Genomic DNA, 18,061 nt, shown 5'->3' with positions numbered 1-18,061 from the left:
TTTTATCTATCCAGTAAATGATTAATACGTGAACAATATCCAAATTTAATGATAAAAATGAATTGAATGATCTATGTGTGATGTATAAAAAACTCTATTAGTCATTATGCTCCTTTTAGCCCCCCTTCGTTATAATAAAACCAAAATAGAGCTGGATTTCCGCCTTCGCGGGAATGACGGAACACTGCGGAGCGATGATGAGCACAGAAGAGATCGGGGCGATATTAAACGATAAAAAGAAGCTCCTCTCCGAAATCTATTTTGAACTCCAAGCGGCGTGCGAAGCCAAATACGGTCCCGATACCCTCGTTATCATCGAAGTGGGATCATTCTTTGAAGTGTATGAAGTCAATAATGAAGAGATGAAGATCGGAAAGGCCAAGGAGGTCGCCGAGTTTCTCAACATCCAGCTCACCCGCAAAAACAAAACGATACTCGAAAACTCGATTCAAAATCCTCTCCTCGCGGGAGTACCGACCGTCTCAATCGAGCGGTATCTCTCGCGTCTGGTACAGTCCAAAAAATACACCATCGTCCTCGTGCGTCAGCAGGGGGAAGTCCCCAACATCCGCCGCTACATCTCCAACATCATCTCTCCGGGGACGAATTTCGACTACATCGCCGAAGCGAGTGAAAACTACATCGCTTCACTCCTCATCGATCAAAACAACGGCGTCTATTCGGTCGGATACTGTGCCATCGACGTAGGGACAGGAAAAACTCTCATCAATGAAGTGCACGGAACCCGTGAAGATAAAACGTACGCATTGGATGAGGTTTTTACTCTCTTGCAAAGCTACCAAACCTCTGAGGTGGTGGTGACGTTTTGCGCGGGGGACATCGACCGAGATGAAGTGAGCCGCTATCTGGAGATCAAAAATCATCACCGAACGTCGCAAAACGACAAACGTCTTCGGATCGATTACCAAAACGAACTATTGGGGCGTATCTATCAGATCCGCTCTCTCCTCAGCCCTATCGAATATCTCGATTTGGAACGCTATCCCTACGCTTCCGAGTCGCTGTGCATTCTCATCAATGTCATCATCGATCACGATCCCGCCATCATCGAAAAGATGAACCGCCCCACCTTTTTGGGAACGTCGCGCTATATGTATCTGGGGAACAATGCGGCGGAGCAGCTGGGAATTATTTCGCGCGATGCCGACGAGATGACGCTTCTCAAGCTCATCGATAAAACCTCTACGGCGATGGGAAAACGGCTCTTGAGGGAGCGGCTTTTGAACCCGATCTGTGATCCAAAACTCCTCGAAGAGCGCTACGATCTGATCGACAAAATGGGGGAGCATATCGCGCCTCTGGAGACAAAACTCAAAGAGGTGTACGATTTGGAGCGGATTCTGCGTCGTCTCAAACTCGGCAAGTTGCACCCGTTCGAGTTAGCGTATTTCTATGCCTCACTGAGTGCCGCCGAATCGCTCTTCGCCGATGCCGATCGGCTCAAAATCGGTTATGACAAATCGAGCGCGACGGAGTGCATGCAGTGCGCGTCTGAGCTTCGGCGGATATTCAATATCGAAGCGTGTGCGAAATTCCGACGCGATCAGGTGGATGAAAACCTTTTTAACGAAGGGATCGACCCCTCCATCGATGCTCTCGAAGCGCTCCAAAACAATAATCTCTCGAAATTGAACACCATTATTTCCCATATCGATACCTTTTTTGAGGGGGAGGGGTCGTATGCCTCCATCGGATGGCTGGAGAGCGAAGGGTATCATCTCCTCATGACCCGTAACCGCTATGTGAGTGTCGAAGAACAACTCCATAACAGTTTTTTTACGTTGGAAAATCAGCACTACTTTTTCCGCGATTTTCAGGTGCGCAAACTCAAAACAGCTGTCAAACTCACCTCCAATCTCCTCGATGAACTCTCGATCGAAAATGCGGGGGCGAAATCGCGGATGATCGCTCAGGTCAAAGAGCGCTACCGTGAACAGTTGGAGGAGATCGAGCGTCGATTTTCCCATGCGATCGAGCATCTGATCTCTTTTCTTGCCGTGGTGGACGTTTCCTTAAGCGGTGCAAAGTGCGCCAAGCAGTACCGCTATGTCAGACCTACGATCGTCTCCTCTCCCAAAGCGTTTATCGAGACGGTAGGATTGCGCCATCCGCTGATCGAATCGCGTGAAGAGAACGGAATCTTTGTCCCGAACGATCTTTTTTTAGGGGCGGTTGCAGAGCATACCTATGAAGAGCACCCGACGATTGAAAACGGCGAGGATGTCAAAGGGGTATTACTCTATGGAATTAACTCTAGCGGTAAATCCTCTCTGATGAAGAGTATCGGACTCTCGGTCGTGATGGCGCAGGCCGGATTTTTCGTCCCGTGTGCGCTGATGCGCTTCTCCCCCGTCGATAAGCTCCTCACCCGCATTGTCTCCAAAGACAACCTCTACAAAGGGTTATCGACCTTTGCGGTGGAGATGCTGGAGTTGCGCAATATCTTCAACCGTGCGACGGAGAATACCCTCATCCTCGGAGATGAGATCAGCCACGGTACGGAGACCGAATCGGCGCTTGCCATTGTCGCCAGTGCGATCCTCAAACTTCGTGAAATTGGGAGTATGTTTATTTTCGCCACCCATCTCCATCAGCTCTCATCACTCAGTGAGATCGAGAAAGCCAAAGAGATCGTGCTGCTCCATTTGGGGGTCTATTACGATGAAGCAAGCGATAAACTCGTCTATGACCGCAAGCTCAAAAACGGGAGCGGTTCGACGCTGTACGGGTTGGAGTTTGCCAAATCGCTCCACATGGATGAGACTTTTTTAAAAAAAGCGTATGAGATACGGGGACGGATCACCGATAAAACTCATGATGCCTCGATGCTGAAGCGGGAGAAAAAGAGCCGTTATAACAACAAGCTCTTTTTGACTAAATGCGCGTTGTGCGATGAAGCGGTCGATGAAGTGCACCACATCATCCCTCAGGCGAATGCAGACGACGGCGGTGGAGTAGGGCATTTCGGTGTCAATCACCGCTACAATCTCATTCCGCTTTGCGCCAAACACCACCGCCTTGTCCATGAGGGGAAAATCGCCATTCACGGGTTTGTCATGAGCGAAGAGGGATTGAGGCTTAGTTACAGCGAAAATCCGATGGCGTAATTACGCCATTACTTTATACATCGGATTAGAGTAGGGCTGAATAAGCTGGGCGTAAATCTTCGGAATATCGAGTATAGAGATCATCTCATTCGCAAAATCTTCTGGATTATCGGGGATGATGACCGCTTTGGTCAATGAATTCTCATTTTTCAGGACATTGCTGTATTGGCTGATTGATCGTACCGGAATTTCCGGACTGCTGTAGATCGCATCGACGGCAAGACCTAAATAAACCACCTGCCGATCGATAACGGCTTTGACAAGAACAATGGTGTCCTTTTCTTTATCGTATTTTTTATCGATCCCCAGCAATTTCGCCAAAGAGATGACGCTTACCATCCGCTTCTCATAGCTGATTACACCCAAGTTATATTCGCTGGCATGGAGGATAAACGTGAGTTCCTGATGGGCAAGAGAACAAACGACGTTTTTGGATTCTACCGCAAAGAGCGAGCCTCCCACAAAAAAGGTTGAGATCTCGGAAGTCTCTTCGCTTCCGTTGGCTTTTGGATAGGTATAAACCCGTTGAGAAGGGGTCTCTTCGATACAGGCTTCTATCGCACCGATCGGACGGTAGAGAATGGCAATAATGTCATTGCGATACCCGTCGCTTTGTTTGTATTCTCGGTAACCGTGTGAACAGGTGGCACCGATGGCATAATACTGCCCTTCAAAAGGGAGGATTTGTGCATCGCTTTGTCCGGAAGATAGCGTCAAGATCGATTCTGGAAGATGGATCGTTTCTCCGATGCAGATAGAAGGATTTGTAGAGGAGATCACATTCCCTTCACGGTCGATGAACAGAGCAAATATTCCATCGGGAATATCATGGTTTTCATCTTTCGGTAGGATGTCATGAAGCATCGCTTCAAACTGCAATTCCGAGTCAAAGACGATACCGATTCCGCCGATATTCTCTTCTTTTGCATTACGGATACAGGCATTATAGATATAGGTAGAGCGGTTGTTGTAATAGGGACTCGGCTCAAATGCTGAAACAATATACTCTTGGGTTGAAGAGAGTTTCAACGTCTCAACTGCCCACTGGAAACCGATTGTTTTCCCGATCAAAGCGTGTTCATTCGGATTGGAAACGGCGAGGATAGTTCCCTCACGATCATAGATAAACATGGTGCTGTAGACGGTATAGAGGCCGTTGATATATTCTAAGATTCCGTTCATTTTTGAACGCTCATTTTCACCGATTTCGGGACGGGAGAGGTACTCGCGAAAGGTGCTCGTTAATGCCCACCAGCGGCAGTCATTTGCCCGTTCATACAGATTTCGGTCCATAATGTCGATGGCGAGAGAGGATTGGAATTTCAAATCTTCCAGATATTGGATCACTTGGGTTTTGTTGAGTCCCGCAACGGTATCGTCAAAAACCCTTTTGGTCTCTTCCCCCGTTTTGGAGATTTCAGAGAGGAGCGCTTTGGTAAAGGGGTTTTCGTGCCTGGCCGCATTTGCAATTTGAACATTCCCGTTCCAGACGGTAATATCGAGTTCATTCTGGATTTTTTTGGCTTTGTTGAGGATATTTTGCAACTCATCAGGATAGTACGCTTTTGCATTGGCAACCGTTTCGAACAGCTCATTGGTTACAAAAGAGGTTTGCGATGCGGAGCGAAATGCCAGATGCAGCGGAACCATGGCGTGAGAGATCCATCCTGATCCAAAATAGCCTTGATAACCGGATGTTTTGACCGCTTTGTAGAGGTATTCGAATCCGGCATAGTAGGTTTGTTGGTTCTCCACATTGCGGGGTTGGAGGTACGAGCCCACTGGGACATGATGTGCAGAAGATGAAGCGATCACTTCTCCTTCGTGATTCAGAAGCTCCAATGCAATGTAGGGATTTTCGCGGGTAAGTTTACGAAAAATACTTTGAAGCTCATTCTCGAAACGAAAAATCAGACACAGCACTCCGAGGGGTTCTTCGTTTTCGGGATTACAGACACGATAGGAGTAGATCAACGAGGGCTCATGATGGGTTAGATCACTCGCACGATAGGTTTCAACGTATCCTTGATGGGTACGGAGCGACTCTTGAAGCAGCGGGTCTTTCGAATAGGTGATCGGATTGGTCGGATCGAGTTGTACGAGAACCTTTCCTTTGGTGTCGAGAAGGATAATGTTTTCATAGACACTGTATTTTGAGACATATTCTCTAAAGCGTTGCGTTAATGCTTCTTTTTTACGGATTTTAATTTCCCGCATCTCATCGGACGCTGACATATCGCTGGTAAGCAAAAAGAGCAGATAATCGCGAATATCATCATCCGTTGCCAAAAAACCGATATCGGCGGTGCGTTCAAAAAGATTGCGGATGAGAATATCGATTGCTGTTTGCGCTTTGGATTCGAGTTCATTGAGACTTTTGCTGAACGTTTCATGAATCAGACGCTTCAGCGGTTCATCAAGCAAATCTTCAAACGCTTTGCGTGTTTCGCTAGTATCCATTCCGATATTGGACATAGAACCTAAAAGGGTTAAAAGATCCCATTTGGCGGATAACGTATTCATGTTCTTTTCAAAATTTTGAACATTGCTCATGTAGTTGATGAGGTGGTTTCGCATACTGTCTCCTAAGAGAAAATCTCTGATTAAATTTACGACAGTATAGGAAACTGAGAAAGAAAAGAAGCAGTATGAATGATTAAAAAGTGATCAGATCATCTCTGTTTTATGATTCCAGGACGAATTTTTTCTCCTCTTCCTCTTTGCGCAGACGGATATGGGTTGCTTTCCCCTCAGGAGATATTCCGTATTCCTGACGATTTTTAGGATCGATAAAGACTATGCGGGTATGGCCGTTATAGATATTATGATGGGTAATGACAGCATGAAGATCGGCTTCATAGAGTTTTTCCAACCGTTCTTTGAGTGATTCCAATATTTGTTCCGATTCAACTAAGCGCTCAGAGCCTTCTTGAATCAATTCTCTGTCCCGTTTGTACTGCTGTAGACGGATGACATCTGCTTTCATCGGCGTTTGGCCGCTTTTTTGCTTGGCAAGAACACGAACCTGAATCTCTTTGATACGGCTGTTTTTTTCGGCAAAAACCGCTTTTCTCGTTTTGAGCTCTTTGGTTTCTAATGCCAATTCTGCAGTTTTTGCTTTGATTTCTGTTTCCAAATCGACGATTTGCTTGTGATAACTCGCAATAGCATGAGCGTCAATGATAAGATTGTTTCCATCTCCCTCGATTTTTTGAATCGTGATCGATTCGAGGGCGATGATACGGGCATTCGAATAGAGGGTATCGACATGAATCACTCTTCCGATAATCTCTCCTCCTATCATCTTTTGGATATGGATAGTATCGGCTTCGACTTTCCCCGATTCTAAGATATCGATATGGGCATCTTTGGCTTTTAAATTTCCTCTGTGAAGGTGGACATTTGCCGTTTCAGATACGTGGATTTCTGATTTTTTATGGGTTTGGGCATCAATTTTCAGTTCGCATGCCTGAATTTTGGCATTTCGTCCAACGGCACCGCTGACATCGAGCTTTTGGACGTCGATGTTAATCCCCGTACCGATGGCGTCTTCCAAATCTTTCTTTTGATTGATGATCAATGAGATATCTTTATCGATCCCTGTTTCGATCGAACCGGTTTTTTTGAAGCTGGCATTCTCTATACGAAGTTCTTGGGATATGCAAAACATCCCACTTTTACGTTCAACATAGCCTGATACTTTTGCATAAAAGCGGATCCTCTCTTCGTCTTGTTCGCTGCTGATAGTTTCGGGATCGATGACGATATACGAAGCATATTTAACGGTCGGTTCAGGGACTGAAATAAATTGACCCGTGCACGCTCGTCCGCTACGTCCCACTTTTGGAAAAATATATTCCAAAATCAAATCTCCCGGATTGACCCCTTCGATCATGCTGTTGTTTTGATTGGCATTTTTGTAATGCAAAATAATTTTATCGTTGATCGGCATGATCGGAGGGAAAAATTCCCCTATAGGGAGTCTATAAGACTCTTTAAGGGGTCCCTCTTTTTGAATTTTTACCAACAATCTCTTGATTTCAAGCTCAAGGTTTTGATCGTACAGTCCGATCATCAGTGAACTGCGGAGCATCTTTTTGATGATCGCGTATTTAATCCACTCATGAACCCCTTTGACCAATGGAATTTTAGAAGAGGGGTCGATGACGGCGATAACACGGCTTTTTGTTTTGTCAGTCGCAATCGTAAAATTGAGGGTCAGATACGGATGCGGGGTTAAGGCTTGTATTCTGATTTTGTATTCTTGACGAAGGAGAAAAACAGATGAGCGTATCTCATTTTCTGTGGTTTGGGTAAGCAGATCATCTCCGTACAGAAGCTGCCAATCTTCTTCGACGCTCCCTTTGAAGAAGGTTTGATACGAGAGAAGATCGAAATCAAGATTTTCGACCGGCACTCTCTGCGCTAACGCCGCCTGGTTCAATTCTTTCAAAATATTAGAGGTTTGAACGGTAAGCGGTGCGATTGATGACATTTATTTAGGGCTCCATGATTGATACGGCTTTTCGCTCACGAAAGTTAAAATGGCGTTCTAAATCAGAATTATGAATCAAAACGGGTACAACTAACAGTGAAGCAATGACAGCAGAAATTGTACCAAAAATGAGTGAAACTCCAAGACCTCCGAAAACCGCATCGCTTGCCAAAAGGGTTGACGCGAGAATAATCGCCGCTGCGGTCAGAAAAATCGGCTTAGCACGTGTTGCGGTTGCATAGGCGATCGCTTCGGTTTTGTGCATCCCTTTATCATGCATCAGTGATTTGGTAAAATCGATCAATAGCAATGAGTTACGCGAACTGATGCCGATCAATGCGATAAATCCGATTAACGAGGTTGCCGTGAGGAAGAACGTATCTGCGGTAAAGAGATCGACAATTCCATGTCCGACGATAACACCGATGATAGAGAGGAAACTTCCGAGCAAAACGATGCCGCTGAGGACAAAGCTTTTATAATAAACGACCATCAACAAGAAAATCAAAACCAGTGCCGCAATAAATGCACCGCCCAAATCACGGAACGTATCGAGAGTAACTTTCATCTCCCCGTCCCATTTGAGCTCATAAATCTCTTTGGTTTTTTTGTCTACCAGTTGAAGGTTGAAGAGCCCCGTTTTGGTGATTTCGTACTCATCGCTAAAGGTATCGAGAATAGTGTTGCGCGCTGCCATCAACGGATAGACCTGGGAAACCATATCGGTTTCTGCCAAGACGTTGGTCATTTGATGGAGATCTTTGGAGATGATCATCGGATTCGATTTGACCGGGACTATCTCCACTACCTCGGTGATCGGTACCATCATCCCCATTTGATTGAGGAGTGTGAGAGACGCGAGTTTCATATCGATCGCATTTTTATCACGGGAAGAGAATTTTTTCCCCTCAGGTGTCAATGTCAAGAAAATCGGGATTTGATCGGTAGCACTTTGGGAGTTTTTGACGGCAACCCCCATCCCCTCAAATGCCAAATACAAAATGTCATTGACGTGTTTGACATCCAATCCCGATTTTGAGATTTTATCGGTGTTGACACGCACTTCGAATTTATCGTAAATCTCATCTTGCATGATGTCAATATCAACCAAACCATCGGTTTTTTGAAATACTCCCTCCACGCGTCCTGCGAGATGGCGGATCCCCTCGGCTTTGTTTCCGTAGATCTCAGCAACGATTGCCGCCATTGTCGGGGGACCTGCCGGAGGCTCGATGAATTTGATATTGGTTTGGGGATAAATGTTTCCGCACTCTTTTAAGATTACCGGGCGTAAACGTTGCACCATCATGTAGGATGGTTCATTTCGGTGATGTTTTTTGGTGAGGTTTACGACCACTTCGGCGACGTTTTCACTGTTTTTAAAGTGACTCCCTTTGATCAATCCGGCAAAATCAAGAGGGGAACCTGTCCCTAAGAATACTTCGGTATCCAGTGCTTCAGGCTCTTTTTGGAGTACATTGACGACACATTCGCTGACTTGACGTGTTTGTTCGATCGAACTGCCGTTGGCAAGATCGATATAGACGGTGTAGGTATCGTTGTTTTTTCCCGGAAGCATTTTTGCCAAGACCAGTTTTGTCGGGATTAATGCCACAGCAAAGATAAATGCGATCAGCGTTCCCCACAGAATTTTTTTCTTTTTGGCAGGGGAGTTGAGGGTGTCAACTAAATAATTTTCAAATTTTTTATACATTAGTGGGATTCTCCGTGGTGTTCGGGTTTTTTCAAAAGTCGTATTGCCAAATACGGAGTAAAGATATAGGCAACAAACAATGACGCAACGAGGGCGACAGGAACATTTGCAGGGATAGGTTTCATGAATTGCCCCATCATCTGACCGACAAATGCCATAGGTACCATCGTGAGGATGATCGCTAATGTCGCGATATTGGTTGGTGCGCCGATCTCATCGGTTGCCTCGATCATCAGCTCATCCGCATCTCGATCCGCTGCTCCCGGAGCGTGGAAGTGGCGGTGAATGTTTTCGATAACGATGATCGCCGCATCGACCAACAACCCCAGTGAGAGCAAGAATGCAAAGAGGGTGATACGGTTGATTGTTTGCCCTGTGAGGTAAGCGATAAAGAGGGTGATCGCCAAGATCGCAGGAACGGTAAAGGTCACGATCAACGACTCACGCCATCCGAGTACGAAGATGAGCAAAATAGCGATAATGACGATTGAGAGGAGGAGGTGAAATACGAGCTCATTAACCGCTTCGTTTGCCCGTTCACCGTCGTTGCGGGTGATAACGTAGCTGATCCCCTCCGCTTTCATCTGCTCTTTGTATTTTTCAAGCTCTTCTTTGACCGCATCGGCGATGTTGACCGCATTGGTTCCTTGGAGTTTTGAAACAGTGAGGGTGATTTGATCTTTGAGCGGTGAGAATTTTCCATCGTCTCCTTTGACGCTCACGAGTGCCGATTTGAAGTTTTGAATGTCACTACCTGCAGTGATTGTCGCGACGTCGCGCAGATAGATGGCCGAACCGCCGTATTGGGCAACGATGATATTGCCCACATCCTCGACACTCTCGATTGCATTACGCACACCGATCATAACAATTTTATTATCGACTGTTTTTCCTTTGATTTCAGGGACATTGTAGGCTAAAGATTGGGTCGCCATGACGATTTGACCCAATGATAGGTTATATCCGCTGAGGCGGTTCATATCGACGAGGACATTATACTGATGTTTTTTGGCTCCCTTAATATCGGTAACGGCAACGTTTGGAAGGCCGTTGATGTGGTGCTGAATCTCTTTGACGTGATCATACAAAACCGTCGGGTCCATCTTCGGATTGTTCGAATAAAACGCGACGGAGACGATTGGAATATCAACGTCGATATCGAGTGGTTTGATGATCGGCTGCATCGCCCCTTTTGGGAGCATACTCATATTTTGCATAATTTTGTCGTAGATTTTGAGGTTGGAATCTTCTTTGGCTTCTCCGATATAAAACGCGGCATTGAGAACGGCAACGTTATCCATCGCCATCCCGTAGATGTGTTCGATCCCTTTGATCTCTTTGAGTTTGCGCTCCAGCGGTTTGACGATAACATTTTCAACTTCGCTGGCGGTTGCACCCGGTAGAGCTACGATAACGGTCGATCCACTGACGACCATTTGAGGATTCTCTTCGCGTGGCATAAGCATGAGTGCCATGTACCCGATGACAAGAAGAAAAATTCCCAATATCGGTGTAAGCGGATTGCGCAGAAAGGCTTTGGCTAACTTTCCGGCAGAATTTTTAGGCTGATAGGAGTGTGGTGCGTGCATAGATGCTCCTATTCGATATCGATTGTTGCGTACATTCCGGGATAAACGGTTTGTTTTGCGTTAAACGAAACTTTGATTTTAAACGTATGGGTCATCGGATTGGAACTTGGAACAATCGCACTGACTTTGCCGACTCCGTTGTATCCGACCGACGGAATGGAGATTTTAACCTGTTTTCCGACCGGAACGAGCTTAAGATTGTTTTCGGCCACTTCGACTTCGATTTTCAACGCATTGAGATCGGAGAGGACGATAGCAGGCATCCCCGGCATCGCCATTTCACCCACTTTGATATTTTTGGAGACAACCACACCGCTATTGGGTGCTGTGATGCGTAGGTAGTTGTATTGGTTGTTAACCTCTTGGAGACGTGCTTTGGCTTGGTTGACTTGACGTTCGCCGATAGCGATCATATTTTGGAGGTTCTTTTTGGAAAGTTCGAGGTTTTCGACTTCGAATTTAGAGACCATGTCTTGTGCCAAAAGGCGTTTGTTGCGTTCAAGATTGAGTTCCAAGTTTGCGTATTGGTTTTGATACATTTGAAGAGAAAGCTCCGCTTGTGCGATCCCGAGTTCGACTTGGTTTTTCGCCGCATCGATCTCTTTGGAATCGATGGTGTACAAAAGCTGCCCTTTGGAAACACGTGATCCCTCAGAGACATTGACACTGGTAACAAAACCCATATTACGGCTGGTGATCATTTTTTGGTTGTCGCTGATGACGCTTCCGGATAGGCTGATACCGGCAGCACTGAGTGTTGATGCGAGGGCGATTGAGGTGAGGAAAAATTTCATTTATTTAACTCCGTTACTTAATTTTTCGAGGGCGAAAATACGCTCATTGCGTTGATTTTTAACCATTTGAAGGTTGAGAATTTTTTCGATCTGCATGGATTGTTTGATGATCACGTCACTCATAGATGCGAGGTGTTCATGATAACGACTCTCGTAATTTTTATAGATTTCATCCGAGAGGGTCAGCTCTTTTTCAAGACTGCTGACTTGGGCGTTCAAACTTTCGATTTCGGTACGAATTTTGTCGTATTGGAGGGTGATCCCTTTTTTCGCCAATTCAACTTGTGTCGCGGTTTTGAGTTTTTCGATACGGGCGTTTTCGAGTGAGGCACCGTCTACACCCCCGTTAAAGAGGTTCCATGTCAGCTTGGCACCAACCGTGTACGCTTTATGGTCATTGAAATTACCCAAAAAGGTATCATCCGCACTGCTGGCTTCGGCAAATGCACCCACTTGCGGCAAAAACGGAGCGTAGGCGACATCGACCATGCGATCTCGGATCTCCAACCCTTCAGAGGCTTTTTTGAGATCGGTATTGTTGGCTAAGACATCGGTTTCGCTGATGGATGAAGCGGGATAATCGTTAGAGGGAAGCTCGATTTCGGTGACCGGAGTATTGAGCAAGAAACTTAAATAGTGATAGAGAAGCTTTTTATTCGCTTCGAGTTCCGTAAGGGCTCGCTCAACATTGGCTTTTTTGGCTTCGACTTCGAGGAGATCGACTTTTTTCGCATACCCCTCTTGAACCATCATCTGTGTGGTATGTTCTAACGTCGTGATGTTTTTATGAATCGTTTGCATATGGTCGATGGAGCTTTGAAGCAGTGCCATATCGTAGTAGCTTTTACGCAGTTCGTAGCGCTTTTCGGTTTTCATCTGCTCGGCATCGAGTTTTTTGATCTGCTCCATTTTTTGAGCGATGTCACTGTAAGCGCTTAATTTGCCTCCTGTATAAAGAGGGAGCATATACGTGAGTTTGCTTTGGAAATAGTTTTGGTAGCCGGGATAGTTAAGATTTTTTGGTTGTGTTGCGAGTAGTTGTTGCGTATTGCCGGGTAATCCACTCATTTGAACAAGAAACTCATCAAAACCGAAGTCATTGAAATCGGCTTGGCGGGAGCTGAGTTTAAAACCGAAAACGTTGCCGGCATCGTTGGAACGCATTGCACTTTGGCTGAGTTCAAGCGAACCGAAGTTGTACCCTTTGGCAATAGAGGTATCGCTTTGGGCGCTTTGAACATCCAATGATGTGGTTTTGATTTCGAGGTTGTTGGTTTCTAAAATTTCCAATGCCGCAGGGAGGGATAATCCAGATGCCATGAGGTGGCATGAACCGGCGAGGAGTGTTGCACCAAAAAATCGAGAAAGGGTATTCATCATCTGAATCCTTGACTGAGATATTTGAGATTATAATTAATCGTATAAACTTTATTATACACAGTATGACATTTGAGAGTCCTAAAAAGAATCACAAACAGATAAAATTAAAAGAGGAGATCATACCATAAGTTACACTTTTGTTTGAAATTCGTCTCACTTTCGGGTAAAATTCGCCCAAACAAAAGTACAAAAGGTTTCCTAATGGCAACAATCGGTATGGGTGATATCAAAAAGGGCGTACGCCTCGAGATCGACGGCAACCCGTTCAAAGTCGTCGAGTTTCAACACGTTAAACCGGGTAAGGGTGCGGCGTTCGTCCGTATGAAAGTGAAAAACTTCAAAAACGGCAAAGTAATCGAGAAAACGGTTCACGCGGGTGATAAATTCGAAGTGCCGAATATGGCGCACAAAACGATGCAGTTTTTGTATGATGATGGTGACATGCTCCAATTTATGGACAACGAGAGCTATGAACAACTCGGTCTTACGTACGATCAATGCGAAGAGGCGATGAAATGGATCAAAGACGGCACCAACGTCCAAATGATCTTCCACAACAACGAAGCGATCAGCGTTGACGCTCCTGAAATCATGGAACTTAAAATCGTTGAAACTCCGCCGAACTTCAAAGGGGATACTTCAAGTGCGGGTAAAAAACCGGCAACTCTTGAAACCGGTGCAGTGGTACAAGTACCGTATCATGTTCTTGAAGGAGATATTATCAAAGTAAACACCGTTGAGGGTGAATACTTGGAGAAAGTGAAGTAATTCATTCTCCGGAGCGGATTTTCCGCTCATACTTTTCCGCTGCATTCTTCTATTTTTATTTTCACGCTACAATTCAATTTATCAAAAATACTCCAATCAACGTTTGAGAAATGAGGTGTATCATGTCGTGTGTTTTAGTTCCATTGGCCGAGGGGTTTGAAGAGATTGAAGCGATTAGTATCATTGATGTATTACGCCGCGCCGATATTGAGGTGATCATGGGGACATTGAACGAGCATCTCATGGTGAGTGGGGCACACGGCATTAGCGTCCATGCGGATCGCCCGATCAAAGGGTTGAGCGTTGATGAACTCGATATGATCATTTTGCCGGGGGGATGGAGAGGGACGAAAGCGCTTGCCGCAGATACACATGTTCAAAATCTCCTCAAAGAAATGGATACCAAAGGAAAAGCGATCGGTGCTATCTGTGCCGCTCCTTACGCTCTCGAAGCGGCAGGGGTGCTCAAAGAGGGGTATACTTGCTATCCTGGTATCGAAGAGGAACTCTCTACGGCAGGGTTCGTCGGAGCAAAACACGCCGTGGTGGAGAGTGCGAATGTGATGACCTCTCGCGGTCCTGGGAGTGCGATCTGTTTTGCACTGGCCATCGTGAAAAAACTCAAGGGCGCGGAAGCGAGCGAAAAACTCCGCAGCGGATTATTGGCGGATTATTGTGTGTCGATGTAGCCTTTTTGCATTAGCATTTTCCTGTGCGTGGGGAGACGTTCACCTCTCTGTGAAGGAAGAGTATTCGCAAGAACAAGCCAATACGTATTGCCGTGAATTAGGAGAGGGATGGCGGGGGATGAGTATCACCGAGATCTATGCTCTTCCTAAAACGACCCCGTTTGTTGAGGGATACAGTTATTGGTCGAGCAGTACGATCACATCGGGAACGGCGGTGGTCGGAACGGGGAGTGAAGGGGACGGCGGTATCATGGAAGTGTTGGGATTTGCGTTTTATCCCAAAGAGCGAAACGTCACCTTTTCGCCCCGTTGGAAAAAGATTGCCGCGATTTGCACCAATGATCCCCTGCCTCCCAAAAGGGTGCGCCATTATAAAAAAGTCCCCGAGGGGACGCTGGATGAAGAGCGAGGGCTGATTTGGCTTGATCTGGGTGCAACCGATAAAAAAGTGCGCTATACGCATGATGAGGCGAAAGAGATGTGTGAAAACCTCTCGTTGTTTAATCGCTCATGGCGGCTGCCAAGCACGGATGAGCTTTACAGTATCGTCGATTATGATTTTGTCCGTCCGACACTCGATATGAACTATTTTGGTGCGGTGATGCAGCGCTATTATTGGAGCAGCGAATCGCTCAATGCCCAAGAGGCGTATGTGGTGGGATTCAAGCTCGGCTCAGTAGCTACCGCCCCGAAAAAAGAGTCTACACAAGCACGCTGTGTGAGCGATCAATGAAAATTCTCGTTGATGCGGATGCTTTTCCGAATGCTCTCAAGGAGATACTCCTTCGTGCGGTACTCAAGCGGGAAATCACCACTGTTTTTATCGCGAATAAGAAAATATCGGTGCCGAATCAGCCCTATATCTCAATGGAGATTGTCGCTCAAGGACCCGATGAAGCCGATCATCGGATCGCTGAGCTGTGTGAAGCGGGAGATTTGGTGATCACCGCCGATATTCCTCTCGCGGATCGAATTGTCACCAAAGGGGCGGTGGGGCTTGATCCGCGTGGGACGATTTATGATGAGAACAACGTCAAGCACCTCCTCGCGATGCGCAATCTGATGGAAGAGTTGCGTAATAACGGAGAGATCACGGGAGGTCCTTCGGCTATCGGGGAAAAAACGGTGCGTGCTTTTGCGGACGGGCTGAATAAATTGCTCTCAAAACGACTCTAAAAGCTCCCCTTTACCCTTTAGTCATTATAATCTTTTTTACTTTTTTTCAAGGCCTTTTTTTATGAGTATTCCACCGTTTACCCATTTGCATCTTCATACCGAATATTCGCTTCTTGATGGCGCGAACAAAATCTCTGCATTGGTGAGCCGAGTCAAAGAGCTCGGTATGACCTCGGTGGCGATGACTGACCACGGCAATATGTTCGGAGCAATCGATTTTTATCAACAGATGAAAAAAGAGGGGATCAAACCGATCATTGGGATGGAGGCCTACATCCATAACGGTGAGGATTTGGGAGATAAAACGATCAAACAGCGTTTTCACGTTTGTTTGTTTGCCAAAAACGAAGTCGGATACAAAAATCTCATGTATCTCTCGTCTCAGGCATATATCAACGGGTTTTACTACTTTCCCCGTATCAACAAACAGCTGCTTCGCGAAAACAGCGAGGGGATCATCTGCACCTCGGCGTGTTTGCAAGGGGAGGTGAACTGGCATCTCAACACCAACAGTGAGCGTAACGTCAAAAACGGGGCGTTAGGGTACGATGAGGCGAAGCGGATCGCATTGGAATACCGCGAGATTTTCGGGGACGATTTTTACATGGAGATTATGCGTCACGGGATTAGCGATCAGCTGTTTATCGACGAGCCGGTGATCCGCCTCTCCCGTGAGACGGGGATCAAACTCATTGCGACCAACGATACTCACTACACCTTTGCTGATGATGCGCAATATCACGAAGCGTTTATGTGTATCGGGATGAATAAACTCTATGACGATCCGAAACGACTCCGCCACTCAGTGCATGAGTTTTATATCAAATCGCCAGAACAGATGGCACGATTGTTCGCCGATATTCCCGAAGCACTCTATAACACCCAAGAGATCGTCGAGAAGTGTCAGCTGGAGCTGAAACTCGGGAACCCGACACCGCCGAATTTCAAATTTACGACCGAATACGCCCGTGAAGAGGGGCTTGATATTACGGAGGATTCGGAGTACTTCATCCATTGCTGCCGTCGTGGGCTTGAAGAGCGTTTGGTACACGTGCCCTCAGAGCGTCATCAGGAATATCGGGAGCGTCTGGAGTTCGAGATCGAGGTGATCAATCAGATGAAATTCCCCGGATACATGCTCATCGTTTGGGATTTCGTCCGCGAAGCCAAAAAGATGGGAATCGCTGTAGGACCGGGGCGGGGTTCGGCGGCGGGGAGCCTCGTTGCGTATGCGTTGGAGATCACCGACATTGATCCGATGAAATATGATCTCCTTTTCGAGCGTTTTTTGAATCCTGAGCGGGTATCGATGCCTGATATCGATATGGACTTCATGCAGGCGCGTCGCGGCGAGATTATCGATTACGTCGTCCGTAAATACGGGCGTGAGCAGGTGGCGCAGATCATTACGTTCGGTTCGCTGCTGGCTAAAGGGGTTATCCGTGACGTTGCCCGTGTTTTGGATATGCCTTTGGCACAAGCCGATGCAATGGCCAAACTGATCCCCGATGAGTTAGGAATCACCCTGAATGGGAAAACCAAAGGGGGAGAATTCAAGCCCGGAGCATTCCAAAAAGAGCCGAAAATCGCCGAATTGATCGAATCCGATTCGCAGGCCGCGCGGGTATGGGAGTTCTCCAAAAAGTTAGAGGGTCTCAAACGCAATGCGGGGATGCACGCGGCGGGGGTTGTTATCTCCAATGAACCGCTCTGGAAAAAAACCCCGATTTACAAACCCTCCGGCGAGGAGACGTTTGTTACCCAGTATTCGCTCAACTTTCTCGAAGACATCGACCTGATCAAATTTGACTTCTTGGGACTTAAAACGCTCGATGTTATCGATAACGCGATCAAACTGATCAAAAAACGCTACGACGTCGAGGTGAACTGGCACACGATTGACGAGAACGATCCAAAGGTCTATGAGATTATCCAAAGCGGTGACACGATCGGGATGTTCCAAATCGAGAGTTCGGGGATGCAGGATTTGAACAAACGGCTCAAACCCAGCTCATTCGAGGACTTGATCGCGGTACTTGCCCTCTATCGTCCCGGACCGATGGAATCGGGGATGTTGGATGACTTTATCGAGCGTAAACACGGGCGTCAGGCGATCACCTATACGTTCCCATCGATGGAACCGATCCTCAAACCCACCTACGGGGTTATCGTTTACCAAGAGCAGGTCATGCAGATCGTACAAACGGTCGGCGGTTTCAGTCTTGGCGGGGCGGACATCGTCCGTCGTGCGATGGGGAAAAAGAAACTCGAAGAGATGCAAAAGTACAACAAAGAGTTCAGTGAGGGGGCGCAAAAACAGGGATTGGA

At 46.6% G+C, this 18,061-nt stretch carries 12 protein-coding genes; 6 read left to right on the top strand and 6 right to left on the bottom strand.

The window, feature by feature from the left end:
* Positions 1 to 197: 197 nt before the first annotated feature.
* The gene (locus JHC35_RS00060; RefSeq protein WP_295041229.1) at positions 198 to 3,128 is read left to right on the top strand and encodes an HNH endonuclease; all 2,931 of its coding nucleotides are present in this window, start codon (positions 198 to 200) and stop codon (positions 3,126 to 3,128) included.
* Here JHC35_RS00060 and JHC35_RS00055 read toward each other — a convergent pair whose 3' ends face one another.
* The 6 genes from JHC35_RS00055 to JHC35_RS00030 form a co-directional block, all read right to left on the bottom strand.
* A complete protein-coding gene (locus JHC35_RS00055) occupies positions 3,129 to 5,705 on the bottom strand; it encodes a chemotaxis protein CheW (RefSeq protein ID WP_295041227.1) in 2,577 nt (858 codons plus the stop codon).
* Between the two features lie 106 nt (positions 5,706 to 5,811).
* Positions 5,812 to 7,623 carry a flagellar assembly protein A gene (locus JHC35_RS00050; protein ID WP_295041225.1) on the bottom strand — a complete coding sequence of 604 codons (1,812 nt, stop codon included), beginning with the start codon at positions 7,621 to 7,623 and terminating at the stop codon, positions 5,812 to 5,814.
* A gap of 4 nt (positions 7,624 to 7,627) precedes the next feature.
* Entirely contained in the window at positions 7,628 to 9,337 is a 1,710-nt protein-coding gene (locus tag JHC35_RS00045) for an efflux RND transporter permease subunit (protein ID WP_295041223.1), read from the bottom strand.
* Positions 9,337 to 10,926 carry an efflux RND transporter permease subunit gene (locus tag JHC35_RS00040; RefSeq protein ID WP_295041221.1) on the bottom strand — a complete coding sequence of 530 codons (1,590 nt, stop codon included), beginning with the start codon at positions 10,924 to 10,926 and terminating at the stop codon, positions 9,337 to 9,339. The genes JHC35_RS00045 and JHC35_RS00040 overlap by 1 nt, the downstream gene beginning before the upstream one ends.
* Before the next feature lie 8 nt (positions 10,927 to 10,934).
* Complete coding sequence (locus tag JHC35_RS00035; protein ID WP_295041219.1) at positions 10,935 to 11,720, bottom strand: efflux RND transporter periplasmic adaptor subunit; 786 nt, start codon at positions 11,718 to 11,720, stop codon at positions 10,935 to 10,937.
* Complete coding sequence (locus JHC35_RS00030; RefSeq protein WP_295041217.1) at positions 11,721 to 13,100, bottom strand: TolC family protein; 1,380 nt, start codon at positions 13,098 to 13,100, stop codon at positions 11,721 to 11,723.
* 201 nt (positions 13,101 to 13,301) lie between these two features.
* Here JHC35_RS00030 and efp point away from each other — a divergent pair, with 201 nt between their 5' ends.
* From efp to dnaE, 5 genes are all read left to right on the top strand, one after another.
* Complete coding sequence (gene efp / locus JHC35_RS00025) at positions 13,302 to 13,868, top strand: elongation factor P (RefSeq protein WP_295041215.1); 567 nt, start codon at positions 13,302 to 13,304, stop codon at positions 13,866 to 13,868.
* Between the two features lie 122 nt (positions 13,869 to 13,990).
* Positions 13,991 to 14,557 carry a DJ-1 family glyoxalase III gene (locus tag JHC35_RS00020; protein ID WP_295041213.1) on the top strand — a complete coding sequence of 189 codons (567 nt, stop codon included), beginning with the start codon at positions 13,991 to 13,993 and terminating at the stop codon, positions 14,555 to 14,557.
* Positions 14,544 to 15,290: a DUF1566 domain-containing protein gene (locus JHC35_RS00015; RefSeq protein ID WP_295041211.1), complete on the top strand. Its 747-nt coding sequence runs from the start codon at positions 14,544 to 14,546 to the stop codon at positions 15,288 to 15,290. Before JHC35_RS00020 ends, JHC35_RS00015 begins: the two co-directional genes overlap by 14 nt.
* On the top strand, positions 15,287 to 15,733 hold the full coding sequence (locus JHC35_RS00010; protein WP_295041209.1) for a YaiI/YqxD family protein: 447 nt from the start codon (positions 15,287 to 15,289) through the stop codon (positions 15,731 to 15,733). The genes JHC35_RS00015 and JHC35_RS00010 overlap by 4 nt, the downstream gene beginning before the upstream one ends.
* A gap of 61 nt (positions 15,734 to 15,794) precedes the next feature.
* Positions 15,795 to 18,061 (top strand): DNA polymerase III subunit alpha (gene dnaE, locus JHC35_RS00005; protein WP_295041207.1); only part of this gene is annotated, 2,267 nt, incomplete at its 3' end.

This window comes from Sulfuricurvum sp., from assembly GCF_022759005.1.
In the GTDB taxonomy this organism is placed as follows: domain Bacteria; phylum Campylobacterota; class Campylobacteria; order Campylobacterales; family Sulfurimonadaceae; genus Sulfuricurvum.
This window is presented reverse-complemented; position numbering and strand designations above follow the sequence as displayed.